The 26,287-nt window shown below is 63.5% G+C and carries 24 protein-coding genes; 8 read left to right on the top strand and 16 right to left on the bottom strand.

The window, feature by feature from the left end:
• Positions 1–346: 346 nt before the first annotated feature.
• Positions 347–1,126, top strand: coding sequence for a glycosyltransferase family 25 protein (locus PIN31009_RS22450; RefSeq protein WP_150791624.1), 780 nt, complete (start codon positions 347–349; stop codon positions 1,124–1,126).
• Positions 1,127–1,271: 145 nt separating this feature from the next.
• Here PIN31009_RS22450 and PIN31009_RS22445 read toward each other — a convergent pair whose 3' ends face one another.
• The 12 genes from PIN31009_RS22445 to PIN31009_RS22390 form a co-directional block, all read right to left on the bottom strand.
• On the bottom strand, positions 1,272–1,871 hold the full coding sequence (locus PIN31009_RS22445) for a peroxidase-related enzyme (protein WP_150791623.1): 600 nt from the start codon (positions 1,869–1,871) through the stop codon (positions 1,272–1,274).
• A complete protein-coding gene (locus PIN31009_RS22440; RefSeq protein ID WP_150685036.1) occupies positions 1,868–2,404 on the bottom strand; it encodes a CMD domain-containing protein in 537 nt (178 codons plus the stop codon). Before PIN31009_RS22440 ends, PIN31009_RS22445 begins: the two co-directional genes overlap by 4 nt.
• Positions 2,401–3,726 (bottom strand): acyl-CoA thioesterase/bile acid-CoA:amino acid N-acyltransferase family protein, encoded by a 1,326-nt coding sequence (locus PIN31009_RS22435; RefSeq protein ID WP_150791622.1) that lies wholly within the window; start codon positions 3,724–3,726, stop codon positions 2,401–2,403. The genes PIN31009_RS22440 and PIN31009_RS22435 overlap by 4 nt, the downstream gene beginning before the upstream one ends.
• 26 nt (positions 3,727–3,752) lie before the next feature.
• On the bottom strand, positions 3,753–5,336 hold the full coding sequence (locus PIN31009_RS22430) for an ABC transporter substrate-binding protein (protein WP_058377552.1): 1,584 nt from the start codon (positions 5,334–5,336) through the stop codon (positions 3,753–3,755).
• 116 nt (positions 5,337–5,452) lie between these two features.
• The gene (locus PIN31009_RS22425) at positions 5,453–6,451 is read right to left on the bottom strand and encodes an ABC transporter ATP-binding protein (protein ID WP_058380112.1); all 999 of its coding nucleotides are present in this window, start codon (positions 6,449–6,451) and stop codon (positions 5,453–5,455) included.
• A gap of 77 nt (positions 6,452–6,528) precedes the next feature.
• Positions 6,529–7,551 (bottom strand): ABC transporter ATP-binding protein, encoded by a 1,023-nt coding sequence (locus tag PIN31009_RS22420; protein WP_150685033.1) that lies wholly within the window; start codon positions 7,549–7,551, stop codon positions 6,529–6,531.
• Complete coding sequence (locus tag PIN31009_RS22415; RefSeq protein WP_150791621.1) at positions 7,548–8,492, bottom strand: ABC transporter permease; 945 nt, start codon at positions 8,490–8,492, stop codon at positions 7,548–7,550. Before PIN31009_RS22415 ends, PIN31009_RS22420 begins: the two co-directional genes overlap by 4 nt.
• Positions 8,492–9,466 carry an ABC transporter permease gene (locus PIN31009_RS22410; RefSeq protein WP_087722194.1) on the bottom strand — a complete coding sequence of 325 codons (975 nt, stop codon included), beginning with the start codon at positions 9,464–9,466 and terminating at the stop codon, positions 8,492–8,494. Before PIN31009_RS22410 ends, PIN31009_RS22415 begins: the two co-directional genes overlap by 1 nt.
• Positions 9,463–10,971, bottom strand: a complete 1,509-nt coding sequence (locus PIN31009_RS22405) for a flavin-containing monooxygenase (protein WP_150791620.1) — start codon at positions 10,969–10,971, stop codon at positions 9,463–9,465. Before PIN31009_RS22405 ends, PIN31009_RS22410 begins: the two co-directional genes overlap by 4 nt.
• Positions 10,968–11,948 carry a LysR family transcriptional regulator gene (locus PIN31009_RS22400; protein ID WP_150685030.1) on the bottom strand — a complete coding sequence of 327 codons (981 nt, stop codon included), beginning with the start codon at positions 11,946–11,948 and terminating at the stop codon, positions 10,968–10,970. The genes PIN31009_RS22405 and PIN31009_RS22400 overlap by 4 nt, the downstream gene beginning before the upstream one ends.
• Before the next feature lie 340 nt (positions 11,949–12,288).
• Positions 12,289–13,932: an exonuclease domain-containing protein gene (locus PIN31009_RS22395; protein WP_150791619.1), complete on the bottom strand. Its 1,644-nt coding sequence runs from the start codon at positions 13,930–13,932 to the stop codon at positions 12,289–12,291.
• Complete coding sequence (locus PIN31009_RS22390; RefSeq protein ID WP_150791618.1) at positions 13,920–14,444, bottom strand: DUF2471 family protein; 525 nt, start codon at positions 14,442–14,444, stop codon at positions 13,920–13,922. Before PIN31009_RS22390 ends, PIN31009_RS22395 begins: the two co-directional genes overlap by 13 nt.
• Positions 14,445–14,593: 149 nt before the next feature.
• Here PIN31009_RS22390 and PIN31009_RS22385 point away from each other — a divergent pair, with 149 nt between their 5' ends.
• Positions 14,594–15,301 carry a glutathione S-transferase C-terminal domain-containing protein gene (locus tag PIN31009_RS22385; RefSeq protein WP_150791617.1) on the top strand — a complete coding sequence of 236 codons (708 nt, stop codon included), beginning with the start codon at positions 14,594–14,596 and terminating at the stop codon, positions 15,299–15,301.
• A 34-nt stretch (positions 15,302–15,335) separates the two neighbouring features.
• Here PIN31009_RS22385 and PIN31009_RS22380 read toward each other — a convergent pair whose 3' ends face one another.
• Positions 15,336–16,514 (bottom strand): GGDEF domain-containing protein, encoded by a 1,179-nt coding sequence (locus PIN31009_RS22380; RefSeq protein WP_150791616.1) that lies wholly within the window; start codon positions 16,512–16,514, stop codon positions 15,336–15,338.
• Positions 16,515–16,636: 122 nt separating this feature from the next.
• Between PIN31009_RS22380 and PIN31009_RS22375 the strand changes: the two genes are divergently transcribed.
• Complete coding sequence (locus PIN31009_RS22375) at positions 16,637–17,152, top strand: DUF4019 domain-containing protein (protein ID WP_174997342.1); 516 nt, start codon at positions 16,637–16,639, stop codon at positions 17,150–17,152.
• Between the two features lie 127 nt (positions 17,153–17,279).
• On the opposite strand, the gene PIN31009_RS22370 is transcribed toward PIN31009_RS22375, so the two are convergent.
• Positions 17,280–17,918 carry a GntR family transcriptional regulator gene (locus tag PIN31009_RS22370; protein ID WP_174996132.1) on the bottom strand — a complete coding sequence of 213 codons (639 nt, stop codon included), beginning with the start codon at positions 17,916–17,918 and terminating at the stop codon, positions 17,280–17,282.
• A gap of 633 nt (positions 17,919–18,551) precedes the next feature.
• On the opposite strand from PIN31009_RS22370, the gene PIN31009_RS22365 reads away from it, so the two are divergent.
• Together PIN31009_RS22365 and PIN31009_RS22360 are read left to right on the top strand one after the other, a co-directional pair.
• Positions 18,552–18,860: a DUF4148 domain-containing protein gene (locus PIN31009_RS22365; protein ID WP_087691628.1), complete on the top strand. Its 309-nt coding sequence runs from the start codon at positions 18,552–18,554 to the stop codon at positions 18,858–18,860.
• 210 nt (positions 18,861–19,070) lie between these two features.
• Positions 19,071–20,165, top strand: coding sequence for an alpha/beta fold hydrolase (locus PIN31009_RS22360; protein ID WP_246185808.1), 1,095 nt, complete (start codon positions 19,071–19,073; stop codon positions 20,163–20,165).
• Between the two features lie 15 nt (positions 20,166–20,180).
• On the opposite strand, the gene PIN31009_RS22355 is transcribed toward PIN31009_RS22360, so the two are convergent.
• On the bottom strand, positions 20,181–20,726 hold the full coding sequence (locus tag PIN31009_RS22355) for a GNAT family N-acetyltransferase (RefSeq protein ID WP_150791614.1): 546 nt from the start codon (positions 20,724–20,726) through the stop codon (positions 20,181–20,183).
• On the bottom strand, positions 20,723–21,313 hold the full coding sequence (locus PIN31009_RS22350; RefSeq protein ID WP_150685021.1) for a helix-turn-helix domain-containing protein: 591 nt from the start codon (positions 21,311–21,313) through the stop codon (positions 20,723–20,725). Before PIN31009_RS22350 ends, PIN31009_RS22355 begins: the two co-directional genes overlap by 4 nt.
• Positions 21,314–21,405: 92 nt before the next feature.
• Here PIN31009_RS22350 and PIN31009_RS22345 point away from each other — a divergent pair, with 92 nt between their 5' ends.
• From PIN31009_RS22345 to PIN31009_RS22335, 3 genes are all read left to right on the top strand, one after another.
• Positions 21,406–21,909: a GNAT family N-acetyltransferase gene (locus tag PIN31009_RS22345; RefSeq protein ID WP_150685020.1), complete on the top strand. Its 504-nt coding sequence runs from the start codon at positions 21,406–21,408 to the stop codon at positions 21,907–21,909.
• Positions 21,910–22,451: 542 nt separating this feature from the next.
• Complete coding sequence (locus PIN31009_RS22340; RefSeq protein WP_246185807.1) at positions 22,452–25,481, top strand: xanthine dehydrogenase family protein molybdopterin-binding subunit; 3,030 nt, start codon at positions 22,452–22,454, stop codon at positions 25,479–25,481.
• A complete protein-coding gene (locus PIN31009_RS22335) occupies positions 25,478–26,188 on the top strand; it encodes a (2Fe-2S)-binding protein (protein WP_150791613.1) in 711 nt (236 codons plus the stop codon). Before PIN31009_RS22340 ends, PIN31009_RS22335 begins: the two co-directional genes overlap by 4 nt.
• The last annotated feature ends 99 nt before the right edge of the window (positions 26,189–26,287 follow it).

Here is a 26,287-nt window from a genome sequence, read left to right as displayed (position 1 = left end):
AGGACCGTGAAACGACTCCACGCCGATGATAGTGCGGATACCCGTGTGAAAGTAGGTAATCGTCAGGCTCCCCTAAAAACCCCTTGCTACAACGTGTAGCAAGGGGTTTTTGCTTTAGGCCGACGGAAACCTTTGCTCTGCCCCTGCAAGCCGTTTTCTTCGGATCAATTCCCTCAACATCAATGCCCCCAAGTTTTCTCTCTCCCGAGTTTTAAAGCCGCCGTTTCGATAATCGTTCGAAAGATACGAGAGATGACACATTCCGGGGCTATCGTCGCGGTTGTTTTACTGACCGATATGGGCATCGCTGAAGCGTATCTTCGTGCGCGGTGCTGCCCGGCACACGATGAAGCCACTTTCGAACTCGGGGACAAAGCTCCCGCCAGTCGTCGTCATCTCGCTGACCGATAGCGTTACGCGTCGCGCGCACATCACTGAGCAACTCAAACGTGCCGGCGTACCGTTTCGGTTCTTTAACGCCGAGCGCGTGAGCGAGTACCCGGCCGTCTATGACGCGCCAACCCGTCTTCGCACCTATGGCAACCACCTGACACTGGGTGAAATCGGCTGTTACGACAGCCACTACCGTGTCTGGCAGGAGCTCGCCGATTCGAATAACGACATCTGGTGTGTGCTTGAGGATGACGTCCAACTCGCGCCCGGTTTTGCCGCCCGTCTGAGTTACACGCTCGATGCGACGACGCCGTGGGGGATTGCCCGTCTCAATGAAGGTGGTGACGCAGGCCGCTGGCCTGTGGGACGTCTCCCAGACGGGGCGATTCTGCATGACCATCGCAAGCAGCCCGGGGGAACGCAGGCCTACCTGATTCGCAGGGACGCTGCCCTGACGCTTCTCGCTTATGGCAAGCGCATGGTGCACCCCGTTGACGATATGTTGAATCGAAACTGGGAGCACGGAATCCGCATGATCTCGACGTCGCCCGCCGTCGTTTGTCATTGCGACCAGATTGTCGACACGACCATTACCGGGCGAAAGAAAGCACAACGCTCGCTATCCGAAAAACTACGCCGTGAGTTTCATATGGGCAGAGATAGCCTGAACCGGCACGTGGATGTCTGGCGCCGGCGCTTCTTGGCATCCCGTCGATGGGACGAGAGGACGTAGAGAACGAAAGAACGAAAGAACGAAAGCTCCCAGACAAAACAAAAACGCGCTGCCTCAGAGAGGACAGCGCGTCGTTGTTACGGAAAGGGACAAACGAGTGAATTCAAGTCGATATCACCGCTTGAATTCACCTTGCCGCGGCGATTTACGCCGTAGCCGTTTCCTCAGGGAACACCGGCTCACCAAGGTTCAGCATCAGGCGATTCGCCCACGCGAAGATGGCAATCGAGTGGATCAGGTCGAGGATTTCTGCATCCGTCAGTCCCACATCACGCAGCGCCTGCAACTGTGCCGGGCGCACATCACCCGGCTTCTCGGTCAGCTCGATCGAGAACTGCGCAATGGCCTTCTCCCGCGCGGTCGTCCCTGCCGTACGCGGCTCGTCGAACACTTCCCGGATCACATCGTTACGCTTCGCCAGTTGCTCGAAGCGCTGTGCGTGCACCGACGCGCAGTACACGCAGCCATTGATGCGCGACACCACCGTCGTCGACAACTCGCGCTCAGCGCGCGGCATTCCGCCCGGTGCGTACATGATCGCGTTGAACGCCGCCGAGCGCTGGCGCAGCACTTCCGGCTGATGTACCAGAAAGAGGTAGTAATCCGACGTCTTGGCCTTCGGATGACTCTCCTCCAGCACTGCGACCTGTTCCGGCGTGGCCTTGTCGAGTGCCACGACGTCGAGCCACGCGTCCCAGTCGAGCGACTCGTTGGTAAAACCGTGGGAACGGATGATTTCGCTCATGCTGTCGTCTCCCGCGGAGCCAGTTGTTTGAGGGCTTGCAGACCCACCACCAGACGCGTCTGGTACGACAGGAACGCAATCAGTTGGGCAAGTGCCACCACCGCCGGCGTCGTCAAACCTGCCGCCGGCAGTTGCTGCAATGCCGCCTTGTCGCCCGCGACCGGGTTTTCGATCAAGGTGCGCGTGAAGATCAACATCGCACGCAGACGGGCATCCGTCACGTCTTCGGGCTTGCCATTTTCGACGGCGGCCAGTTGTGCGGCATCGACGGCATGCTTGCCCAATTCAGCGCGATAGTGCGAAGCGAGCGACGGCGAGGGCGTGAGCCGGCTCGCATACAGCGCGACGAGCAGACGTTCGACCAGCGAAATGCCTTCAAGCGCAGGATCGAACAGGCCTTCGTAGCTGCCTTGCGTGGCGACGGCAACCTTGTCGCGTGCATGTCGCAGCGTGTGCGCCGCAGAACCGGCTTCGAGTCCGGCCACGCGGTCGACGAGATCGTCAGCGATGTCGTATTGAGTGTTGGCGGTCATGATTGTCCTTGTGATTGGGCGCGCTCGGCCACGGCTTTCGCGAGGAATGCCTGAACGGCACTCCACGAACGCTGGTCGGCGAGTGCGTTGGCATCCGGCTCACCCCCGCCGGTGCTGATCTTGCCCGAGACTGGATGCGCATAAACGAGCTGCGTCGTCGGCACATACGGAAACACGATGGCGTGTCCGGCACGCGAGAAATCGAGATGCTCGACCGCATACGGATGGTCATGCTCGGCCAGCCGCTCGGTCACCATCTTCGAGTAAAGGCTCGACGGCCACGAGCCATCGTCCTCGGCGGACAACAGCATCACCGGCCCACGAATCTTCTCGACCGGAATGCGAGCCCGCGCGACGGCGTCCGCATCACCCAGTGCCGTCAACATCGCTTTGGAATGACGATGCGGCGGCGGTCCTTCATCAAACGGTGCCCACGACGCCGTCCGGTTGTTTTCCCAGATATGCGGCAACGGCTTGCCATCCAGCAGCCAAGTCGGGCCTTCGCGGCCGAGTGCTGGGTCGCACGCATTCTGCGCACTATGAATCAATGCACTCGGCACATAGCCGATGACGGCCGACACCGCTTCGGGGAACGTCGCGCCGAGCAACAGCACGAGCTCACCGCCACGTGACTGACCCGACAGCGCCACGAAATCATGGGCCGGTTTCACCGTACGGCGAAGCCAGTCCATGCCCTTGGCAAAGTACTCCAGCGGCGTGTTGGAGATGTAATCCGACAACCCCGGCGTCTTGAAATAGCCCAACGCGAAGGCGGCATAACCGTGCGACGCATAGAGCGCCGCGCGCGGTTCGTTAATGCCGCCACCCGAGCCGTTCAGAATCATGACCGCCGGGTGCGGGCCGTCGCCCGGCGGCAGGTACAGCGTGCCGACGAGCCCGTCTTCACGCACCTCGCGCCGGGTGACGCCTTCGGCTGCCAGACGCTGGGTGAACGAGACGGAAACCGAGGTGGTCTCCCCCTCATCTGCCTGCGCCACAACCGTCGTCACCAGCGGTGCCGACACCGGTTGCGGGAACACGTCACGGCCTTTGCCGTCTTCGGGCACCTGCGACCAGATGAGTCCCATGGCGGACACGCCCTGATAGCTGCCGGCGACGGGCGCATCGCGCGCCACGTCGACGCAGCCTTCAGCGTCGGCTTCGAAAGTGGCTTCGGCGTGCCACACCACGCCGCCCGCCCGCGCGGTATGCGCGGTGAGCGTGACGCGCGCACCGGGCGCCGCGCCGCGCACCACCAGGTGGCGCGGCACGTCGATCAGTGCATCCGCGGGTGTTGCCGTGAGAATGAGCGATGACGTCATAAGGCAATAGATCCCGTGGCGTCCGCTTACTTCGCGGCCTTGGTCACTTGCATCGCGACCGTACGATCGCTCGTGAACGGCGTGACCTTCAGGCCCTTACGCACGGCCCAGATGTTCTGATAGTGATACAGCGGAATCACGCCAACGTCGTCCGACACGACCTTGACCGATTGACGCAGGATCGCTTCGCGCTTGCCTTCGTCGAACTCGGCGGTCGATGCGTCGAGTGCCTTGTCCACGGCCGGGTTGCTGTAGTGGCCCCAGTTCGAGGCGCCCAGACCCTTCTTGGCATCCACGGTCGCCAGCACGTTCACGAGCGCGTAGCTCGCTTCACCCGTGCCGTTACCCCACGCGAGCATCGTCATGGCGTAGTCGTTCTTGTTCGCACGGCCCGAGTACACGGCCCAAGGCACCACTTCCACCTGCGTCTTCACGCCGATGCGCGTCCAGAACTGCGCCACTGCCTGCGCCGTTTCCGGGCCCTGCGGGTAGCGGTCGTTCGGCACGTGCATCGTGAGCTTGAAGCCCTGCGGGAAGCCCGCATCGGCCAGCAGTTTCTTCGCTTGTGCGGCGTCGAACGGAATGTTCTTCACGTCCGGGTTGTAGCCGAACGTGTCTTTCGGCATCCACTGATTGGCTTCGCTGGCCGTGCCCTGCATGATGCGCGACACGATCGCGTCGCGATTGATGGCGAGCGAGAGCGCGCGGCGCACACGCACGTCGAGCAGCGGGTTCTTCGCAAGCGGCTTGCCGTTGTTGTCGGTAATGAAGTCGTTCGGACCGTCGCGGAAGGTCGGTTGCAGCAGCATCACGCGCAGACCCGGGTACGGGAACACCGTCACGTTGGGCGACTTCTTCAGACGCGGAATGTCCGAAGCGGACACCTTGTCGATCACGTCCACGTCGCCGGCGAGCAGCGCGGCGGTCCGTGCGGCACCGTTATTGATGTAGCGATAGTCGACCTTTTCCCACTCCGACTTGCCGCCCCAGTAGTTGTCGTTACGCACCATTTCCACGCGGTCGCCCGGCGTGTACGACACGAACTTGAACGGCCCCGTGCCGATGACGGCGCGCCCGGCGTTGTAGTCGTCGGTGTTCGACTTCTCGCCCACGTGCTTGCTCACGATATGCACCGACGCGAGGTTCAGCGGCAGGTCCGGGTTTGCAATCTTGGTCTTCACGACGAGCGTGAGCGGATCGGGTGCGCTCATCGTCTCGATGGTGCGCAGGTAGCCCGCGAACGTGGCCACGCTGCCCGGCACGTTACGTGCGCGCGTGTACGAATAGATGACGTCGGCGGCCGTGAACGGCTGGCCGTCCTGCCACTTCACGTTCGGGCGCAGCTTGAATTCCCACGTCTTAGCGTCGATGGCCTTCCACGACACGGCGAGGCCCGGTTGCAGCTTGTTCCACTTGTTCTCGACCAGCAGATCCCAGAAGTGCAGATCGACCGAGCGGTCGCCCGCGTGGTTGTTCAGTTGCGGATCGAGCGACGAGAGCGGATCGGCAAACGCGATGCGCAGGGTCGAGCTTTGGGCGTTTTGTGCGGAGGCCGCGGCGCTCGTCACGAGCAATGCAGCGGCTAACGAGGACAACAAGAAGCGTTTCATTATCGGCAATCCTGGTCGTTGATGAATGAAAGAAGGTCTGACGTGACACTGACCGCAGGCCGGTCACGTCGTCGAATGATTCGAATGAGGCAGTTAATTCAAAGAATCCGGCGACATCAAACGTCGTTCAGATGGCACGCACTCACGTGGTTGATCGCCACCCCGCGCAGCGTCGGCACTTCCGTGCGGCAACGCGGCATGGCGTGCGGACAACGCGGGTGAAAGTGACAACCGCCCGGCGGCGCAATCGGGCTCGGAATCTCGCCACGAATCGCCGAGAACGTCTTGTGACGCACGTCGATACGCGGAATCTCGGCCAGCAGCGCCTGCGTGTACGGATGATTCGGGCGGCGGAAGACTTCTTCGACCGGTGCGCTCTCGACCACCCGGCCGAGATACATGATCACCACACGATCGGACAAATGCTCGACCACACCGAGGTCATGGCTGATGAACACGTACGTGAGCTTGAGCTGCTCGCGCAGATCCATGAACAGATTGAGAATCTGCGCCTGAATCGACACGTCGAGTGCCGCCACGGCTTCGTCGCACACGAGCAGATCGGGCTGCACGGCCAACGCGCGTGCGATGCCGATGCGCTGACGCTGACCGCCGCTGAACTGGTGCGGATAACGATGACGCAATGCCGGATCGAGCCCGGCGCGCTGCAACTGCGCGCTCACGTAGTCGTCGAAACCCGCGCGATCGGTCAGGCCATGCACCAACGCGCCTTCACCGACAATGCGGTCGACGCGCAGGCGCGGATTCAGACTCGAATACGGGTCTTGAAAGATCATCTGGATCTTCAGGCGGGCGTCGCGCTTTTCGTCGTCGCTCAACGAGTCGGCGGGGCGGCCATGAATCTGCACTTCACCCGACGACGGCTTGAGCAGCCCCGCGAGCATGCGCCCGAGGGTGGACTTGCCACACCCCGACTCGCCGACGAGACCGACCACTTCGCCCGGCTTGACGACCAGATCGACGTTATCGACCGCGCGCACGACGGCCGGCGGATGCGACAGGCCGACGCGTTCGAGCAGACGCCCGGCCGGGCCGACGTGACGCTCGCCAAAGCGCTTGCTGACGCCGCGCAGCGCGACGATAGGCGCAGGCAACGTGGCACTCGGGGCGGTAGCCGCACGGTTGCCGCCAGCGCCGTGATGACCCTGCGGGCTGTTGGGTTGTGCGGTGCTCATACCATCTCCTTTTGCAGCGCGGCGCCCGGGTGGAAACAACGCACCAGACGGCCCGGTGCGGTCTGCGTCATCTCGGGGCGAACGGCACAGGCCGCCGTGGCGTAGGCGCAGCGCGCGGCGAATGCGCAACCGGCCGGCATCGTGAGCAGATTCGGCGCCATGCCGGGAATCTGGCGCAGACGCTGACCGCGTTTGTTCAGACTGGGCAGGCTGCCGATCAGCCCGGCCGTATAAGGGTGTTGCGGCGCGTCGAGTACGGCGTCGACCGCCCCTTGTTCGACGATGCGGCCCGCGTACATCACGGCCACGGTATCGGCCAGACCGGCGACGACCGACAGATCGTGCGTGATCCAGATCAGCGCGGTGCCGTGCTGGCGCGCAAGCTTCTGCACTTCCGAAAGAATCTGAGCCTGAATGGTGACGTCGAGCGCAGTGGTTGGCTCATCGGCAATGATCAGATCGGGCCGGTGCAGCATAGCGATGGCGATGGCCACGCGCTGACGCATACCGCCCGAGAGCTGATGCGGATACGCGCGCAGGCGCTCGTCGGGGCTGGGAATGCCCATCATGCCGAGCGTGTCGCGCGCCAGTTCGCGCGCTTGCGACTTCGACACGCGTTGATGCGCACGCACGGCCTCGATCATCTGCACGTCGATGCGTAGCACGGGGTTGAGCGTCATCATCGGGTCCTGAAAGATCATCGCGATGCGATTGCCTTGCAGGTGGCGCAACTCGGCCGGCTTCAGCCGCGTGAGATCGCGCCCCTGAAACAGCACTTCGCCGCCCACGATACGGCCCGGCTCATCGACGAGACCCATGATCGAAAAGCCGGTGACCGACTTGCCCGATCCCGACTCGCCCACGAGGCCCATGATGTGCCCGGGCGGCAGCGAAAACGAGACGTCGTCGACGGCCGGCAGCGTGCCCGCGCGCGTGACGAACTGTGTGCGCAGGTTGCGCACTTCCAGCGTGAGCGGCGTCGCGGCACTAGTAGGAGTAGAAGGCGTCGCACCGCTCATTTCTGCAACCTCGGATTGAACACATCGCGCAGGCGATCGCCCACGAGATTGATGGCGACGACTGCGATGAGCAAGGCGAGGCCGGGATAAACGCTGATCCAGTATTCGCCGGAGAGCATGGTCTGGTAGCCGTTGGCGATGAGCAGGCCGAGCGACGGCTCTGTGATCGGCACGCCAAGGCCGAGAAACGACAACGTGGCTTCGAGCGTGATGGCGCGTGCGACTTGCAGCGAGCCTACGACGATGAGCGGCGGGAGGCAGTTCGGCAGAATATGGCCGAGCACGATGCGCCAGTTCGGAATCGCTTGGCAGCGGGCGGCTTCGACATATTCTCGACGCGATTCGACGAGCGCCTGACCGCGTGCCGTGCGCGCGAAATACGCCCACTCCAGCACCACGAGTGTGAGCACCACGTTGCCGATGCCTTTACCCACGTACGCAAGGATCATCAACGCCACGAGAATCGACGGGAACGACAGCAGCAGATCGACGAGCCGCATGATGAGCGCATCGACGCGGCCACCCGAGTAGGCGGCCACCAGACCGAGAATCGTGCCGAGAATACCGGCGATGAGCGCCGAGCCGACACCGACCCCCAAGCTGATGCGCAGGCCGTAAATGATGCCCGACAGCAGATCGCGCCCTTGACCATCCGTGCCCAGCCAGTAAGTGAACGTCGCGGCACCGTTGGCGGTGCCCGGCGGCAGACGTGCGTCCATGACGTCGAGCTGCATCAGGTCATACGGATTCTGCGGCGTGATCCACGGTGCGGCGAGCGCGGCGACGGCCAGCACGACAAAGATGACCAGACCGAACACGGCACTCTTGGAGCGCAGGAATTCGTGCAGGCCCTGCTGCCAAGGCGACTCGCGACGCACCGGTACGGGCTCGACGGTGGGTGAAACAGGCGGTGCGCCATTCGGAGAAAGATTGAGCGACATCAGGCAGCGGCCTCCACGCGCACACGCGGATCGAGCCACTTATAGAGCACGTCCACGATCAGATTGAGCGACACGAACAGGCACACCACAACGATGAGATACGCCACGATCACCGGGCGGTCCAGTGAGTTGATGCTGTCGAGAATGAGCTTGCCGGCGCCCGGCCACGAGAACACGGTCTCGGTCACCACGGCGAAGGCAATCGTCGAACCGAACTCGATGCCGAGCACCGTCACGAGCGGAATCAACGTGTTGCGCAACACGTGCACGACCACGATGCGCAATGGCGAGAGGCCCTTGGCGCGCGCGAATTTCACGTAGTCTTGCGGCAGCACTTCGGCCACGCCGGCACGGGTGAGGCGCAGGACGAGCGAGATTTTGAACAGCGCCAGATTGAGGGCGGGCAAGATCAGGTGACGCAAGCCATCGATCGTCAGGAACGACCACTCGACGCCGAACACGCTGACCGTGGCCCCGCGTCCGCTGGCGGGCAGCACGCCCAGATGCACGGAGAAGAACATGATCAGCATCAGGCCGACCCAGAACGTGGGCAGCGAGAAGCCGACGATGCTGCCCGTCATGAGCAGCTTCGAGATCGGGTTGCGCGGGTAAAGCCCGGCGAACAGGCCCAGCGGAATGCCGATGAACACCGCGAGAATCAGCGCCGAGACAGCGAGTTCGAGCGTGGCCGGCAGGCGTTGCAGGATCAACTGAATCGCGGGCACGTTATAGACGAAGCTGTTGCCCAGTTCGCCATGCAGCGCACCGCCGAGGAATGACAGATATTGACGCCACAACGGCTGGTCGAGTCCGAGCTGCGCGATGATGCGCGCACGGTCGACCTGATCGACGTCCTGACCGATCAGGATGTCGACAGGGTTGCCGATGGCATGCAGGCCGACGAACACGATGAGCGTCATCAGCCAGACGACGAACACCGCTTGCAGCACGCGGCGAAGAATCCATGCACTCATGCGATGCGCTCCTCGCGAGCGGCGCCGTCGTCACCATCGTCGCCGTTCAGTGCGGGCGGCGGCGGGGCGGGCGTCCATTCATCGCCGTAGACTTCAGGCTCGGCGTACGTTTCCATATTGGCGTAGTGGTGCTCGACGTCTTCGCGGTAGAACGAACCCGCCAGCCCTTGTGCGAGACGCTTGGCGCCCTCGCTCACGGCGGGGATATCGCCGGAGACGGCACCATGCGTGAGCGTGGCCGGTGCGCAGAAGCAGTGAATGCGATCGAGGCCCGGGCAGGCGCCGGGTGTCTTCTCGAGGAATTCAAAGTTCGGTCCGAGATCGGGCGAATCGGAGAGTTCGACATCTTCGTCACCGGCCGCAGGCGCGTAGCGGTCGCTCCACTTACGCACGTACTGCGCAAACGGGGCAAACTCCGGACGGCTCGTGATATCGATGCGGAACCCCGTGGCAAAGACGAGGAAGTCGAGCACAAACGTGCCCTTGGCCGTGCGCACATGCAGTTCGTCGCCCACCGGGGTGACGTCGAGAATCGGCGCCCCCAGATTGAAGCGGGCATTCGGATGACGCGACACGCGCAGCGTGCTGCCGCGCGGGGGCGGCACTTGTTGCACGTTGACGTAGTGGCGGATGCGCCATTTCCATTCGTCGGGCAGATTCAGGTGGCCGTGGGTCAGCCCCGGGTTGCCCGCGCCTTTGCCCTTGTTGACGCGCGGAATATCGGCGCGGCGAATCAGCAGATCAACGCTGGCGGCACCCGCTTCGAGCGCGGTGGCGGCGCTGTCCATGGCCGATGCGCCGGCGCCGATCACGCCCACGCGTTTGCCGCGCAGCGTGGCGTAGTCCATCTCGTCGGACGAGTGCGCCCAGAAGCGGCGCGGCAGGTCGCGCGCAAACGCGGGCACGGTCGCGCCGCCCAAACCGTCGCGGCCCGTGGCGAGCACCACGTGGCGCGCGTAGACGGTGCTGTCGCCTTCGGGCGACGTCACGGACAGCGCAACCAGACCGTCTTGCCCGCCGCTCAGCGGCGTAATGGCGGTGATGCGATGTTCGTTGCGCACGTCGATCGCGAGCACTTCGCGATACCAGCGCAGGTAGTCCATCCATTGCAGGCGCGGAATCTTGTCGAGCGCATCCCACGCGTCGAGGCCGAACTGCGCTTCGAACCATGCGCGGAACGTGAGCGCAGGCAGGCCGAGCGCCGGGCCGGTCAGTTGCTTGGGCGAGCGCAGCGTTTCCATGCGGGCAGTCGTGGCCCACGGGCCTTCGAAGCCACGCGGCGACTGATCGAAGATCACGGCGCCCACACCCAGATGCGTGAGCGAGGTGGCGGCCGCGAGACCGGCCATGCCGCCGCCGATGATGGCGACGTCGAGCACGGGTTGTCCTTCGTATGTGCGCGCGGGCACCCAGCGCTTGGCGGGCAGTTCGAGCCAGGCGAGGTCCTGACGCAGGCGCGTTTCGAGCGCGGTCAGGCCGATGGCGGATGTCGGGGACTGGGTCATGACGACAGGGCTTCCTTGGGGGCGGGCAGATCGCCGTAGAGCGACTGCAAGACTTGGGCGTGTTCGGTGGCGGCGCGCTGCGCGAAGTCGGGCAGCAACGTGCGGGCGGCATCGGCCAGTGCGTCGACGAAAGCGAGCGCAGCCGGAGACGGCGCACGGGCATCGCGCGTAATGACGCCGAAGAAGAACGGGATGTCGGCGTCGATGGGACGCACGGCAACGTCGGCCAACGGCAGACCGTAAGCGGTCACGGGTTCGAGCACGGCAATGCCGAGGCCGGCACGCACAGCGGTCATCGCGTTGATCGACGCGTTGGTTTCAATCAGTCCAGCCGGTGCGACGCCCGCTTGGCTGAACGCCTGATCGAGACGGCGGCGCAGCCGGTAGGGGTTTTGCATCGTGATGATGCGGCGGCCCACACATTCGGCCAGCGGCAGGCGGTCGTAAGCGGCAAGCGGATCGTCGCAGCGCACGGCGGCGACGCAAGCCGACTCGCCGATCCAGTGCACGACGATGCCGCGATGTTCGAGCGGCAGGCTGGTCACGCCGATGTCGGCGGCGCCCGTCAGTACGGCGTGCACGACTTGCTCGGGCGACGTGCTGCGCATCTGGATCTGGATGCTGTCGCGCGCGAGTCCGGGCAATGCGAGGGCGGCGGGGACGAGGCCGGCGGCGAGCGCCGAGGTCGCTGCAATATGGAGCGGGCGGGTCTGACCCCGGGCGATCTCGTCGGCGCGGGCGCGAATTTGTTGCAACCCGGCGAGCACGTGCTCGACGTCTTCGAAGAGCAGAAAGCCTTGTTCCGTCGGCGTGACGCGCGGGCCACTGCGGGTGAACAGGGCGTAGCCGATTTCGGCTTCGAGCTCCTGAATCATCCGCGTGATGGCGGGCTGCGAGCGTCCGAGCAGGCGTCCGGCAGCAGTGATGCTACCGGTCGACATGACCGCCGCGAAGGCTTCGAGTTGGCGTAATTCCATCGTGCTCGGTGGGGTGGGACGGCGTTGGGCGGGGCGCGACGGCACAGGGTGCAGAGCGCGTTGTCCGGTCATCGACGTCGCCGAGGCCGCAAAAACGGCAATTCTTGTTGTATTCGAATTGCGTATTCTTCGGCCATCAGCATGCGTCTTGCAAATACTTAATATTTATATGCTCATGCCGTACGGTGCAAAGGAGGGTTTTGCCTAGGTGACGACGGTTCGGAAATAAATGGAGGGGCGGTGCGGGGGAGGTACGGCGGCGTCTTCAGGGCGAGCGCAGGCGGTGACGCCCGGCCCGTGGCTGGCCGGTGCGTTCCGTGTTGGTGCTGCGGCGGGGGATTTATTCCGCGTCGAAGGGCAGGCGGCGCTGCGCCGGGTCTTCCGGGCGCGGCACCCGGCGACGCAACAGCGCCACACTCTTTCGCTTGGGGGCAACGTCCTGCGGCGGTTCGACGGGACTCAGGCGAAATGCCGGCCTTGTGAGGTGAATGATCACTAACGGGGACGACGCGGCCAAACGTCGCCCGAGCAGGCGGTAGATGTCCGGATCGAAACCGGTCACCGGCGGCATGCCGTCGATCAGATCGTTCAGGGCGTCTTGCGAGCGCACGCTCCCAAGGTACTGCCAGCGGTCGATCACGTGATACTCGACGTTGGGACCATCGGCGTCATCCACGACACCTTCGGCCCCCTCGGCACCGGCGCGGCGTTCTTCGATGGCAATCGGGCCATCGTAGGGCCATGTCTGCAATTGCAGGGTGGCGAGTGCTTCGCGCAAGCGCGCCGTGTGCGGGGCCAGTGGCGCGGCACCTGTGCACACGCCGTCGCAGCGTTTGACCTGATAGCCGAAGCAGGGACGGCCCGCTTCGCTTTTCTCCAACCCGAGTTGTGCACAGCACAGCCGGTGTTCGTCGGCGAGCGAACGCAGCGCCATTTCTGCCCGGTTGCGGGACGAGAACGTGCCGTAGAGCGTGCCCACACTAGCAAAGTCCACGGTGCGGGCGTTCACGAGTTGCGGCGTGTCGCTCTGCGCGTCCATCTGCCAGCTATAGAGACTGGCCGAGCGTCGCAGCATCCGGTTATGAATCGGCTGCAATTGTTTGACGAGTTGCGATTCCAGCAGCAACGCTCCGAGTTCGCCTGCCGTGCGCCGCGCTTCCACGCGGCGAATTTCCTGCGAGATGCGCAAGTCTTTGGCGACCTGATGGTCGCTCGAGAAGTGAGAACGCACGCGCGCGCGAATGTCGACGCTCTTGCCGACATAGAGCAACGTATCGCCCTCGCCATAGAACAGATAGACGCCGGGGGCGTCGGGCAGGGCATCGATGGCTTCATCCGGCAACTGTGGCGGCTGGCTGGCGCGTTTGGTCACACGCTGTACCGCTTGGTCGATTAACGCCGGTTGATAGAGCGTGTGCAGCTTTTGCCAGAATTGCCAGAGCAGATCCGCATCGGCGAGCGCGCGGTGGCGGCCCAGCGGTTCGAGGCCGAAGCGTGCGATCAGTGCGTCGAGCCCGTGACGTGCGGCGGCCGGAAACAGCAGCCGCGACAGCCGCACCGTACACAGCACATCGGCCTGAAACGGGATGCCGGCGCGGCGAAATTCATTTTTGAGAAAGCCGTAATCGAAGCGGGCGTTGTGGGCGACGAACAACTTGCCATGCAGCCGCTCGGCCAACCCTTGCGCCAGCGTGTCGAACGACGGCTGACCCCGCACCATCTCGTTGGTGATGCCGGTGAGTTGCTGGATAAAAGGGGGAATCGATTCGGCTGGGTCGAGCAACGTACTCCATTGCTCAATGCCGTTCGGCCCGACCTCGACTACGCCGATCTCGGTGATGCGGTCGGACAACGCATTGCCGCCGGTGGTCTCAAGATCGACGAACACCATCGGCGCAGACAGCGACCGGGCAAGCTCGTCCGGATCGACCGGATCAACCGAATCGACCGGGTCGGCTGGAGCGACTGGATTCAGGCCGAGCATGCCGGGCCACCGGCGTGGGGCGATGACGAACGTGGTGCGGACTTGATACCTTTCGCCGCAGCAAAATTCGCGGTGTCTTCATGGCTATCGTCGCCAGCGAATGCGGCCACGATAGCGCGGAACACGGCCGGTGTCGGCGCGTCGGGCCAATGCAGGTCGACGTTAGCGTCGAGCGCGGGCAACTCGCCCGCACGGCGCAGGGCTTCGTCTCCCGGCAAGCGCAACACGTGCGCCAATACCCACGCCTCGTGGCGTGCATGCAGTCCGATGTCGGCCTCGGCTTCGTCGGCGATGGCCACGAGCGTGCGCCAGTCGAGCGCCATGACGGTATTGGCAGCATGGGTGGCATTGGTGGCCGTAGCGTCGGCGTCATTGGCGTCGGCACGCGCGGACAGCTCGCCCACGAGCGTGCGGTGATGCTGCGCGTAACGCGCGGCAATTTCGCGCACGACGCCCGCCAGATCCCGCTCGGCGGCGCTTAGCGCCAGTTGATCCCAGTCGATTGTTTCCATGAGAAGGTTCCTCGATTGGGGTACATGATACTGTATAAAACCACAGTGCGCGAGTGACGTGGACGCGACATTGGCCGCCGGGGCGCTCACTCATGTAATACTCTGCGCCATCCTTATTCATCCCCTTTTTGCGCAGGAGTTTAGCCACGATGTTGACCCTGTACACCTTTGGTCCGGCATTCGGACTGCCCGATGCCAGCCCGTTCGTCATCAAAGCGCAGATGCTGCTCAAGCTGGCCGGGCTGCCTTACCAGACGGATCGTGGCGGCTTTCGGCGTGCGCCCAAGGGCAAGCTGCCGTTTATCGACGACGACGGGCAGATCGTGCCGGACTCGACGTTGATTCGCCTGCACATCGAACGAAAGTACGGGTTCGACTTCGACGCCAGCCTGACGCCCGAACAGCGTGGCGCGGCGTGGATGTTCGAGAAGGCGCTGGAGGATCACTTCTATTGGTATGTGGTGCAGGCGCGCTGGTGCGATGACGAGAATTTCGCCAAGGGCCCGGCGTCGTACTTCAAGTCGATTCCGTGGCCGGTGCGCCCGGTGGCGGAATCGTTCATCCGCCGCAAGATCCGCAATACGCTGCAAGGTCAGGGCACGCAGCGCTATTCACCTGCGGAGCAACAGCAGTTGCTCGCCCGTGGCGCTCAGGCCGCCGCCCAATTGCTTGGTGACAAGCCGTATTTCTTCGGAAGTTCGCCTTGCGGCGCGGATGCCACTGCATTTGCGTTCATCGCGAGCGCCATGGCGCCGCAGTTCAAGCATCTGTTGCGCGACGAGATCGACAATCACCCCAACCTCATGGAATACGTCGCGCGTATGCGTCGCGAGTTCTTCCCGGAGATTGCCAGCTGACGCCGACTGACGCCGACTGGCGGCACGGGAAGCGTCAACCCGCTTCCGACGCGGTCTCGTCGCTCGACAGCACATCGGAGAGCACGAGATTGCGCCCGGAAATCTTCGCGGCATACAGCGCGCGGTCGGCCCGCATGCACAGCGCTTCGAGACTCTCATGCTCGTGCCACGTCGCGACACCGCCGCTCAGGGTGTAGTGACAGACGCCGAACGGCCCGGCCACGAGGTGCCGGCTCACTTGCCCGCGCAGGCGCTCGGCAATACGAATGGCCCCCGCCGTATCGGTGCCGGGTAACAGCACGGCAAACTCCTCGCCGCCCAGCCGCCCGAAGACATCGCCTTCGCGCAAGCCGTCGCGCACCAGCTTGACGAACTCGCGCAGCACGGTGTCGCCGCCCGCGTGGCCGTAGGTGTCGTTGATCTGCTTGAAGTGATCGAGGTCGATGACCACGATCGACAACGGCCAGCCGTGTGACAGCGCCCGCGCCATCTCCTGCCGGGCGAGCAGATCGAAATGCTTGCGCGAGAGCGCGCCCGTCAGATAGTCGCGATTGGCGGCTTCTTCCGCCGTGGCCAGCATCGCATCGTGAATCATCATGACCGATCCCATGGTCAGCGCCGGCATGACCACGGCACCGATAGTGAGCATGACGGCGTTGAACGTCGACGCCCCCATCAGCTCGGGGCCGGGCGCAGGTGCCCAGCCGAATACGGCGCCCCGCACGATGTGGCCGATGGCGAATGCCGTGGCGAGGCCCGCCGTGAGCCAATAGTTATAAGGATGCCGCCGTGGCGGAATGTGCCGCATGATGAGCACGGCCGTGGCGAGCAGCACCACCGCGTGATACGCCGACACGATGACCACCCGAAGCTGCGTGTTCTCGCTGCCGTAAAACCAGAACAACATGGCCCCGGTCAGCACGCCGAGCGACGCACCGAGCACCGGCCAGTGCGGCGACTGGCCGAGGTAGCGGGCACAACCGGCGTAATAGAGCAGCAGGCCGCCGCCGAGCATGACATTGGCAACGGGAATCGAGAGGAAGTCGGGCACGTGGCCGCGCAAGGCGAACAGTGGCAGCGAGATGAGCACGGCCGCGTTGGCCCAGCACCACTCGCGCACACCCGCGACGCGCGAGCGTACCAGCGAGCCGATGATCAGCAACATCATGAAGCTGAGCAGGGCAGTGATCGCGAGCAGAGACGTCGTCAACATGGGGAAGGCCGGCGGGGGGAGGCGGGCATGTGTAGTGCATTGTAATGTACGACGCTGCGCGCGTTACACACCAGTAGAATGGCCGGGTTAAGGTTTACCGTCTATCTTCTGGAGCTTTTGTCATGTCGATGTCCCGCCTTCACCGTTTCCTGACACTCACGCTTGCCGTGGCCGCCGGTCTGAGCGTGGCCTCGGTGCAGGCGCAGGAGCCGATGACACGGCGCTCGGCCCAGCCGCCGCTGTTTGCGACGCCGGCCAGCGGCGTGAGCGCCCCGGCAAGCGACATCAACCGCGATGTGAAACCGGCACTCGAAGCCGCAAATCTCTGGCTCGGACTGGTGGATATCAATCGTGCAGCCCAAAGCTGGGAACAGGCCGCAGCCGTGTTTCAACGCTCGCTGCCGGCCGACGCGTGGGCGCAGAGCCTGAGTGCCGCGCGTACACCGCTGGGCAAAGTGAAGTCACGCAAGGTGGCGGACGCGGTGTTCACGCGCAACATTCCGGGGCAGCCCGAGGGTGAGTATGTGGTGATTCAGTACGACACGGCGTTCGAGAACAAGACCGATGCGCATGAAATGGTCACGATGTTTTACGGCGTCGACAGCCGCTGGCGCGTGGCGGGATATCTGGTGCGCTGACCGGCTGGGCAATTCGAGGTAGCCCACGCCCTTGACGTGACCCGGCGGAAGCCTTCTGGGCACGTCTATGCGTCTTGTATGGGGAATGTAGGTAGATCGCGCGCCTGAGGCCCGCAGCAGATGCCGTTCAGCGCGGCAGGGCGGGCTCGACGATGCCCATGGTGGTCTCGACGTGATGGCGCGCAATCTGCGTGGCGCGCACTTCATCGTGGGCACGCAGCGCATCGAGCAATTCGCGGTGCTGGGCGTTGGTCGCGCTCAGTTGCTCGTCCGAGAACATGACGGGAATGCGCAGCGCCCAGTAATAGAACTGAATGCGTTCGTGAAACTGCGTCAGCACGACGTTATCGGCGGCTTTGACGATCAACTCGTGGAATTCGCTGTTCAGCCGGTTCAGTGCCAGACGCGGCAGATGCGTGCTCGGCTCCATTTGCTCGATGAGCGCGGCGAGCGCATCGCAGGCTTCGGGCGTGATCTTGCGGGCCGCTAGCCGCGCCGTTTCCGCTTCGATCGCGGCACGGCTTTCGAAGATCGCGTTCACCTGAAGGTGATCGACCCCCTGAACTTCCCAACCGCGATTGCGGGCGATAAAGCCTTCGCCTTGCAGGATCAGCAGCGCTTCGCGCACCGGTGTGCGGCCAACGCCGAGCAACTGGATCAGATCGTCTTCGATAAGGCGCTGCCCCGGCTTGAGCTCCGAGGCGAGAATCATGCCGCGGATTTTGGTCCGCACTTCACCAGTAATCAGGTTGCTGGGCGCTTTCATCTGATGCTTATCTTCCCTTGAGCGGCGAGGTATCCCGTGGGGCACGTCGTCGGGACACGGCTTGTGTCCTGCACGGCCCCCCATTGCCGCTGCGGATTTTACAGAGTTTCTTTCTGACCCTTCAAAACCGTTCCCAACGCGTCAAAGTTGTGGCAGCCATGCAGGCCGCGGATGAATGCGGTCCGGTTTTGCACAATTCTTTCGGTTTCCGAAGCGAGGGCTCGCTTATACGCGCGTTTGAAGCGAGAGAAAAATACCATAAGCCCCGGCGTAGCGGGGTTCGCGCTCACTAACTTGTTGCGTGAGTGCCCACATCGCTAGCGTTGCGGGTGCCGAAACATGCGTCGCCCAATGCGGCTTCCGGGTTGTTGAATATGTGAAACATCGAGCAGGTAGCACCGGCCGGTATAACCCTTCAAAGTTGAGGGTTATACCGAATGACGAGCTTGGCTTCTGACTTATTGGACGTGTAGGCGCGAGGCGCCCCCATACGACCCCGTTTCATCCAATTATTTCTAAATATGAAATAAATGATTGTAATTGATGGTATTTATCATCAATACACGCACGAATAGACTGTCATTGTCGACGATGAATCAAGCATCGCCCCCTTCAATAGACAGGAGAAACACCATGAAGCGCACTCTTATTACCTCTGCCCTGATTTCCGCCATGTTGGCTGTGTCGGCCGGTTCGGCCTTCGCCAGCGATGCTTTTGACGGCCCGTCGGAATTCTCGTGGGTTCCGCAAACCAGCGTGCTCACGCGTGCCCAAGTTCGCGAAGAACTGATTCAGGCACAGAAGGACGGTCTGGTCGTGCAACACGACACCGTCTACCCGAAGGCTGTGCCCAGCGCACAACCGGCCGCCGCTGCGGCACCGGTCACGCCGGGTTCGGTCGGTGGCCTGCAACGCGCCGGCACGACCTACTTCGGTAACTAAGTCGTCACTCAGCCCCCCGGTTGCCCTGTCATTGAGTGATGGGGGCTGATGCCTCAAAGGCACGTCCGTAAGTCTCTGTCAGTAGGAGGCGGCGGCGTGCCTTTTTGCGTGGTGCTCGCCATGCGCGGGCCCGTGGCACAATCGCCGGCATCCGCTTTGTGCCACTTTGCGTGCCATCGCACGCTTGCTCTCATGACCCCAATGCCCCCAATGCCCCCAACGCGCCTGCGCCGTGTCTCCCGATACTGTGCGGCGGCATTGCGCGCGTGCGCTTTCGCCAGCCTGACGTCGCTCGTTCCTTTGATCGCCCTGTCGGGCGTCGCACCGTCGGTGGCCCATGCCGCCGATAGTGCCGACAGCAACGCGGGGCCGGCGTATGGGCCCGAGCTTCAGGGCTTCGACTATCCGTATCCGGTGAATCGTTTTGATTTCACCTCGCAGCGCACGCCGTTGCACATGGTGTATCTCGACGTAAAACCGGCGCAGCCCAATGGCCGTACCGTCGTGCTGCTGCATGGCAAGAATTTCTGCGCGGCGACGTGGCGCGAGACCATCGACGTGCTGTCGGGGGCCGGTTATCGCGTGATTGCGCCCGACCAGATCGGCTTCTGCAAATCGAGCAAGCCCGCGCAATATCAGTACAGCTTCCAGCAACTGGCGAACAACACGCATGCGCTGCTCGCGTCGCTGGGAATCACGCGCGCCACCATCGTCGGCCACTCGACGGGGGGCATGCTCGCCGCGCGCTATGCGCTGATGTATCCCGGCGAGACGCAGCAACTGGTACTCGTCAATCCGATTGGTCTGGAAGACTGGAAGGCCCTCGGTGTGCCGTCGAAAACGGTGGACGAGTGGTATGAGCGCGATCTGCGCACGAGCGCACCCGGTATTCGCCGCTACGAACAGGCGACGTACTACGCCGGACAGTGGAACGAACGCTATGAACCGTGGGTGCAGATGCTCGCGGGGATGTATCGCGGGCCGGGCAAGCGCATCGTCGCGTGGAACTCAGCGCTGCTCTACGACATGATCTACACGCAGCCGGTGGTGTATGAATTCGGCCAGATTCGCGTGCCGACATGGCTGCTCATCGGCGACAAAGACACGACCGCGATCGGCAAAGATTTTTCGCCGCCGGAAGTACAGGCGCGCATCGGGCATTACCCCGTGCTCGCGAAGGCGGCGCACGCCGCGATTCCCGGCTCAACACTGGTGGAGTTTCCCGAGCTGGGCCATGCCCCGCAGATGCAAGACCCGGCGGCATTCCACAAGGCGTTATTGGAAGGACTGGCCGCTGTGCACTGAGCGGTGCGTCAGAGTTCAGAGATGCTTGTAATAGAAGGTCGTGGCGCAGAATTCGCCGTCGGGCATGAGCGCGAACTTCGGCACGTCGCCCGCGCGTTGCCAGCCGCTGCGTTGATATAACCGCTCGGCGTCGCCACCGGTGACGGTGTCCAGCACGAGGACATGGCGGCGCTCGGCGCGCGCCACGTCATCGATGGCTGACATCAGCGCCTGTGCCACGCCTTGCCGACGCGCGTCGCGATGCACCAGCATCTTCGCCACGTCGGCGCGGTGCGGCTGGTTTTCGGGAAGGTCGAGAATCAGCTGCACTGTGCCGACGATCTTGCCTTGATTCCCTTGGTCGCCATCACGGCTGCGCGCAACCAGCAGCACACGCTCGCCACGCGCCACACCGTCGGCGACCTTGCGCCAGAACGTTGTAGCACGGTCGCGCGTGAGCGGCAGCATGAAGCTGACCGATGCGCCGCCTTCCACGCAGTCGATCAGTACATCGGCGAGCGCGTCGACTTCGGCCAGCGCTTGCGCGCCGTCGAGCCGTTGCAAGGTAATGGATGACGTCATGTTGCCCTCCGGGCAGCGACGAACGGTAGCGTAACGAGCCCGACGAGGTAGTGCGCCGTCGCCGAAGTCGGGTTGTGATAGCCGATCGGTCGATCGAGCCGCATCGCGAGACAATCGCCGGCATCGAGCCGCCACGTGGTGTTGCCCAGCGTGATCTCGATGGTGCCGCCGATGACCCAGACCTGTTGCCAGACTTCGTTATCGCGCGCGCCCGTGTCGTAGGCCACGCGCTCGCCGGCCGGGAAGTGCACTTCCACGAATTGCAGCGGCGAGGCTTCGGCGGGTGAGAGGTTGCGGCGCACGTAACCGGAGTCGGGATCGGTCCACACGGGTTGATCGGCGCGCCGCGCGACGGGCGAGGGCAGGGCATCGTCGCCGGTGCTTTCGTCGAACAACGACGCGAGTGTGACGTCGAGTGCCGTGGCCAGCTTGTCGAGCACATTGGCGGTCGGGCTCGTCTGGGCGCGCTCGATGAGCGAAATGCTCGAACGGCTGACGCCGCTGCGTTCGGCCAGCGTGTCGAGGGAGTAGCCGCGCTCGCTTCGCAAATCGCGAACCCGGCGGGCGATGCGTTCGTTGATATCCATGCTGTCCAGTTTACTGGAAATTAATTTCTAGTAAACTAGATGCCGAAATTAGACATCATTGTCATCGCTACACCTTGCGTGGAAATCTCATCATGAAGCCAGCCGTCACCGTTCGCGACGCCACCGACGCGGACCTCGCCGTCATTCGCGATATCTACAACGATGCCGTGGAACACACCACGGCCATCTGGAACGAAATCGTCGTCGATCTCGACAATCGTCGCGAGTGGCTGGCCGCACGTTTGGCGAAGGGCTTCCCGGTCATCGTTGCGCAACGCGGCGACGACGTGCTCGGCTATGCCTCATATGGCGACTGGCGCGCGTTCGACGGCTATCGTCACACCGTCGAACATTCGATCTACATTCACCAGAACGCGCGCGGTGGCGGCGTGGGCGAGGCGCTCATGCGTGCCCTGATCGAGCGTGCGCGTGCCGCCAACATTCACGTGATGATTGCGAGCATCGAAGCGCAAAATGCGCCGTCGATTCGCTTGCACGAGAAGCTCGGTTTTCGCACGGTTGGTGTTTTCAGCGAAGTGGGTACCAAGTTCGGCCGCTGGCTCGATCTCACGTGCATGGAATTGCGCATCGTCTGAGCGCTGTGCGTGCAGTTGCCTGCACTCATCGGACGCCGCCTGAGAAAAACGATAAAAATCAGCGCACTGCACAAAATAATTTGCAGGGCCCGCCGATATCGGGATGGCGCCGTATTCCACTGGATATAGCGCCATTTCCGATCAAGCATAAGCAACATCATCCGCGCCGAATATCGCCCGCTCGTGCCCGCCGCATGGTGCGCAATGCGCGCAAAGCCGCGCCAGTTCTCACGCAGCGCGTCATCCGTCACCTTGTCATTCACATAGGCGGCGTGTAGCCTTCAGGTGTCCGGTGTCACTCATGAAGCGTGGTCCTATAAGACTTCACGACGACATCACGGCAGATGAATGTCGCGCACTGCGCACAAGCATCGTGGGTCATGACTTTGCCCCAGGCGTCGTGATCGTAATCGTGCTGTTTTGCGTGCCGTTTTCCGTTTCGTGTTGGTGATACGTCCCCCCAAACAAGAAGGCCGTACCCCCGGCCGACGGACGGAACGCTTATGCCGCGCCTGCCAAGAAAACACTGTCCGCCAGCGGCAATGTCGAGCGATGATGCTCGCTCATCTGCTGCTTCCGATGCACCCCAGACCCCCGATACCTCAAGTCCTTCAGGCTTTGCCCTGTCGCGACGCGGCTTTCTGAAAGCCTCGGTGATCGCGGGCATTTCGGTCTACATCGCCCCGCTCGGCAGCCGCGCATTTGCCGCGCTGTTCGAAGACAAGAACCTCACACCGGTCGCGTGGGATGCCGCCACGGGCCAGGCCAAATTCCGTATCGACGGCACGGCCAAAGTCACCGGCGCGAAGATTTTCGCGCGCGACGTCCGTGCGGCCGATATGCCCGGCTGGCCGAAACAGCAGGCGCATGCGTTTGTGCTGCGCGCGACGCAGGCCGACCGGCCCTATCTCGGTTTCGATCTCTCGCGCCTCGACGATGGGCTGAAGCCCGATCGCGTGGTGACGGCCGATGATCTGGCGCGCGACGGTGTCGCATTCCCCGAGTTTTATGGCGACGACATGCTGCTGCCTGCGGGCAAGACGCCAGCCTATCTCGGCCATGCCGTGGCGATTTTGATTTATCACGACTTCGCACGTTTTCGCTTCGCCAAGGACAAGCTCAAGTTCCACGACGAAATCATTCGCTACGGCGCAGTGAGCGGCCCGCTGGAACGTGACCCGTGGGGCACCTTCCGCTTCGTGCGCGTGGGCGGAAAGACGGCCTACGACGACGATGTCTATTCGAGCCTGAAAGATGCGCCGATCTTCCCGAGCATGATGCGCAAGCATCTGCCGGTGTGGCCCGACGGCAACGATCACGGCAAGCTCGACGAGCAGGGCATGGCCTACGCGGGCAAGATCGGCGAGTCGCTGACGCACCCGCCGGGCGACTGGCTCGTGATGTCGCGCGAGTACCGCACGCAGTCCGTCGACACGGCGGCGCTCGAACCCGATAACGCCAACTGCTGGTACGACGCCAGCACGCAGACGCTGCACATGGTCGTGCCCACGCAGTCGCCGTCCGAAGTGGCCGAGAATGCGGCCGCCATGGTGGCCAAGGGGCACTTTCCGGTTAAGCGCCTGATCGTGTACCCGTGCTACACGGTCGGCTACGGGTCGAAAGACCACTACAACATGCCGTTCTACGGGTTGGCCGCGGCGATGTACGGCGACGGACTGCCCGTGCGGCTCGCTAACGACCGCTACGAACAGTTTCAAACCTCGCTCAAACGCCACGCCTTCACGATGCGTTATCGCATCGGTGTCGACAAGACGAGCGGTCTGTTGCAGGCGTTCGCGGCCGACATGGAGTGCAACGGCGGCGGGCGCATGAACTTCTCGCCGTCGGTCGCCATGGTGGGCGCCACGGCAGCGCAGTCGATCTACTACTTCCCGCAGAGCGATCTGGCGAGCGTGGCGATTGCGTCGCGCGCCATCGACGCGGGCTCGGCGCGCGGCTACGGCACGTTGCAGTCGATGGCGGCCACCGAAATGATGATCGACGAGATGGCCGCGCAACTGGGGCTGGACGCGATCGACTTTCGCATGAAAAACGCGCTTCGCTCCGGCATGAAGAACACACAGGGCGCGATCCCTGCGGGTGCCGTGCGCGTCGATGAAGTGCTCGCGAAAGCCAAGGCGCATCCGCTCTGGACGCAGCGCGACAAGAAGAAGGCCGAGTACGAAGCGGCGCATCCGGGCCGCCGCTACGGCGTGGGCTTCGCGTGCGTGCAGAAGGACTTTGGCACCGGCGCAGAGACCTCGTTCGCACGGGTGGAGATCGACGATCAGGGCAAGATCAGCCTGCATCACACGGCGGCCGAAATCGGCACGGGGACATCGACGTCTCAGGCCGTGGCCGTCGCCAAGTGGCTCGGCATGCCGGCCACCGACGTGCACATCGCCATCACCGACTGGCCGGAGTTGCCGGTGGTCACGAGCGGCGATCCGTATCTGATGTCGCAGGGCGATCAGGACAAACTGGCGGCAAACCCGCGCTGGTCGCCGGGTTACGCCTCGCCGTCGAGCGCGACGAATTCGGCGTTCTATTTCACGCACAGCACGCGTGAAGCGGCGCGACTGCTGTTCATGCAAGGGTTGTGGCCGGCGGCGCTGTCGATCTGGCGCCGGGGGCTAGGCGGTGGTCAGGCGGCTCCGCTCGTGGTGCGCGTGGAAGATGCGCGCTGGGTCGAGGGCAAGCTCTCGGCCGCCGGCATGGAAGCGTTGCCGTTGGCCATGATCGCGAAGACGGCCCACGAAATGGGGCTGGTGACGGGCGCGACCGTGCACGTATTCAACCGCTGGCAGTGGGCGGAAGCCGACTGGGATCTGGGTGACGGCACGACGCAGCGCCTGCCGGTCGACGGCATTGCGCTGCGCTTCGGCAAGGGCGGTGCCAATGCATCGGCTGCGGCTCCGGCATCCACACCCGCAGCCGCACCGGCACAAGCGCCGGCCGGCAAGGGCAGCCATCGCAACAGCAATGCGTCGGCGAAATCGGCTGCTGCAGCGCGTGCGGCGAACGCTTCTGCCATGCAGGTCGCAGCGCCGACGCCAGCCACCGGCTATCGCGTGATCGACCGCAAGCGGGTGTTTTATCCGCCGGTGCAGCGCAACAACGCGGCGGTGACGTATTACAGCGCCGTCGGCACGCTGGTCGAACTCTCGGTGCATGAGGCGACGGGCAAGGTCGAGTTGCTCACGCACCACTCCATCATGGAGTGCGGCAATCAAATTTCGCCGCAGTTGGTGTCCGGTCAGTTGCAGGGCGGTCTCGCCATGGGCATCGGCCACGCGTTGCACGAGTACCTGCCGCTCTATGAGGACGGGCCGGGCAACGGCACGTGGAACTTCAACCGGTATCACCTGCCGCGCGCGACCGATGTGGCCGTGTGGACGCAGACCGGTGAAGTGCTGCCACCAATTTCCGAATCCGATGTGCCCAAGGGCATCGCCGAAGTGGTGATGATTCCCGTGGTGGGCGCGATTGTGAACGGCCTCGCGCATGCGATCGGCCATCGTTTTACTGACTTGCCGGTGACACCGGAGAAGATCCAGGAGGTACTGGCATGACGGACACGACAAACGCCCCTCAAGCGGCGTCGGACGCCGCGAGCAGCGCGGCAGCGGGTGCAGCACAGCAGATCGATGGTGCCTCGGCACCTGCCGCAGCAAGTGGTGCGCCGGCGCAGGCAGCGCCTGTCACGGCCGCTGCCGCCAGCAACGGCAAAGCGCCTTGGGACGTATTGCCCGTCACGGTGAAAGTGAACGGCGTCTCGCACGGGCCGACCGATGTGCCGGCCGGGCTGATGATGATCGATTACCTGCACGAGACGCTTGGGCTGACCGGCTCGCGTCTGGGCTGCGGACAAGGCATTTGCCACGCCTGCGTGGTGATCGTCGATCACGCCGACGGCAGTAGCGAAACGGTGCGCACCTGCATCACCGGCGCGAACTACTTCGACGGCAAGACGGTGAGAACGGTCGAGGGCCATGCGACGCACGATGCCGACGGCAAAGTGACGCTGGCCCCGATTCAGCAAGCGTTTCTCGATCACTTCAGTTTCCAGTGCGGCTACTGCACCCCCGGTTTCGTGAACGCAGCGACGGTGCTCATCGAAAAACTGAAACGCAAACCGGTGGCGCGCGCCGATCTCGAGGCTGCGATTACCGAAGGGCTCAACGATCATATTTGCCGTTGCACCGGGTATGTGCGGTATTACGAGGCCGTGCGCGACGTCATTCTGAAGACGCCCGGCTGCCTGACCGACGCGAAGTGAGAGGACACGCCATGAACCTGAATCGTGTCACCTCTTCGTCCCTGCCGGCTTCGCTGCGTCAGCTGAGTCAACTAAGCCGCGTGGGCGCCAGTGCAGTTT

It is taken from the genome of Pandoraea iniqua, assembly GCF_902459685.1.
Lineage (GTDB): Bacteria > Pseudomonadota > Gammaproteobacteria > Burkholderiales > Burkholderiaceae > Pandoraea > Pandoraea iniqua.
This window is presented reverse-complemented; position numbering and strand designations above follow the sequence as displayed.

Excerpts from the sequence above, each read along its gene's own strand:
- PIN31009_RS22410 (WP_087722194.1), bottom strand. The coding sequence starts at position 9,466 with ATGAGTGCATGGATTCTTCGCCGCGTGCTGCAAGCGGTGTTCGTCGTC.
- PIN31009_RS22420 (WP_150685033.1), bottom strand. The coding sequence starts at position 7,551 with ATGAGCGGTGCGACGCCTTCTACTCCTACTAGTGCCGCGACGCCGCTC.
- PIN31009_RS22380 (WP_150791616.1), bottom strand. The coding sequence starts at position 16,514 with ATGTTGACGACGTCTCTGCTCGCGATCACTGCCCTGCTCAGCTTCATG.
- PIN31009_RS22405 (WP_150791620.1), bottom strand. The coding sequence starts at position 10,971 with ATGACCCAGTCCCCGACATCCGCCATCGGCCTGACCGCGCTCGAAACG.
- PIN31009_RS22340 (WP_246185807.1), top strand. The coding sequence starts at position 22,452 with ATGTCGAGCGATGATGCTCGCTCATCTGCTGCTTCCGATGCACCCCAG.
- PIN31009_RS22390 (WP_150791618.1), bottom strand. The coding sequence starts at position 14,444 with ATGGAAACAATCGACTGGGATCAACTGGCGCTAAGCGCCGCCGAGCGG.
- PIN31009_RS22355 (WP_150791614.1), bottom strand. The coding sequence starts at position 20,726 with ATGACGTCATCCATTACCTTGCAACGGCTCGACGGCGCGCAAGCGCTG.
- PIN31009_RS22370 (WP_174996132.1), bottom strand. The coding sequence starts at position 17,918 with ATGAAAGCGCCCAGCAACCTGATTACTGGTGAAGTGCGGACCAAAATC.
- PIN31009_RS22385 (WP_150791617.1), top strand. The coding sequence starts at position 14,594 with ATGTTGACCCTGTACACCTTTGGTCCGGCATTCGGACTGCCCGATGCC.
- PIN31009_RS22440 (WP_150685036.1), bottom strand. The coding sequence starts at position 2,404 with ATGACCGCCAACACTCAATACGACATCGCTGACGATCTCGTCGACCGC.
- PIN31009_RS22360 (WP_246185808.1), top strand. The coding sequence starts at position 19,071 with ATGCCCCCAACGCGCCTGCGCCGTGTCTCCCGATACTGTGCGGCGGCA.
- PIN31009_RS22335 (WP_150791613.1), top strand. The coding sequence starts at position 25,478 with ATGACGGACACGACAAACGCCCCTCAAGCGGCGTCGGACGCCGCGAGC.
- PIN31009_RS22400 (WP_150685030.1), bottom strand. The coding sequence starts at position 11,948 with ATGGAATTACGCCAACTCGAAGCCTTCGCGGCGGTCATGTCGACCGGT.
- PIN31009_RS22445 (WP_150791623.1), bottom strand. The coding sequence starts at position 1,871 with ATGAGCGAAATCATCCGTTCCCACGGTTTTACCAACGAGTCGCTCGAC.
- PIN31009_RS22395 (WP_150791619.1), bottom strand. The coding sequence starts at position 13,932 with ATGCTCGGCCTGAATCCAGTCGCTCCAGCCGACCCGGTCGATTCGGTT.
- PIN31009_RS22375 (WP_174997342.1), top strand. The coding sequence starts at position 16,637 with ATGTCGATGTCCCGCCTTCACCGTTTCCTGACACTCACGCTTGCCGTG.
- PIN31009_RS22435 (WP_150791622.1), bottom strand. The coding sequence starts at position 3,726 with ATGACGTCATCGCTCATTCTCACGGCAACACCCGCGGATGCACTGATC.
- PIN31009_RS22450 (WP_150791624.1), top strand. The coding sequence starts at position 347 with ATGAAGCCACTTTCGAACTCGGGGACAAAGCTCCCGCCAGTCGTCGTC.
- PIN31009_RS22415 (WP_150791621.1), bottom strand. The coding sequence starts at position 8,492 with ATGTCGCTCAATCTTTCTCCGAATGGCGCACCGCCTGTTTCACCCACC.
- PIN31009_RS22365 (WP_087691628.1), top strand. The coding sequence starts at position 18,552 with ATGAAGCGCACTCTTATTACCTCTGCCCTGATTTCCGCCATGTTGGCT.
- PIN31009_RS22350 (WP_150685021.1), bottom strand. The coding sequence starts at position 21,313 with ATGGATATCAACGAACGCATCGCCCGCCGGGTTCGCGATTTGCGAAGC.
- PIN31009_RS22430 (WP_058377552.1), bottom strand. The coding sequence starts at position 5,336 with ATGAAACGCTTCTTGTTGTCCTCGTTAGCCGCTGCATTGCTCGTGACG.
- PIN31009_RS22345 (WP_150685020.1), top strand. The coding sequence starts at position 21,406 with ATGAAGCCAGCCGTCACCGTTCGCGACGCCACCGACGCGGACCTCGCC.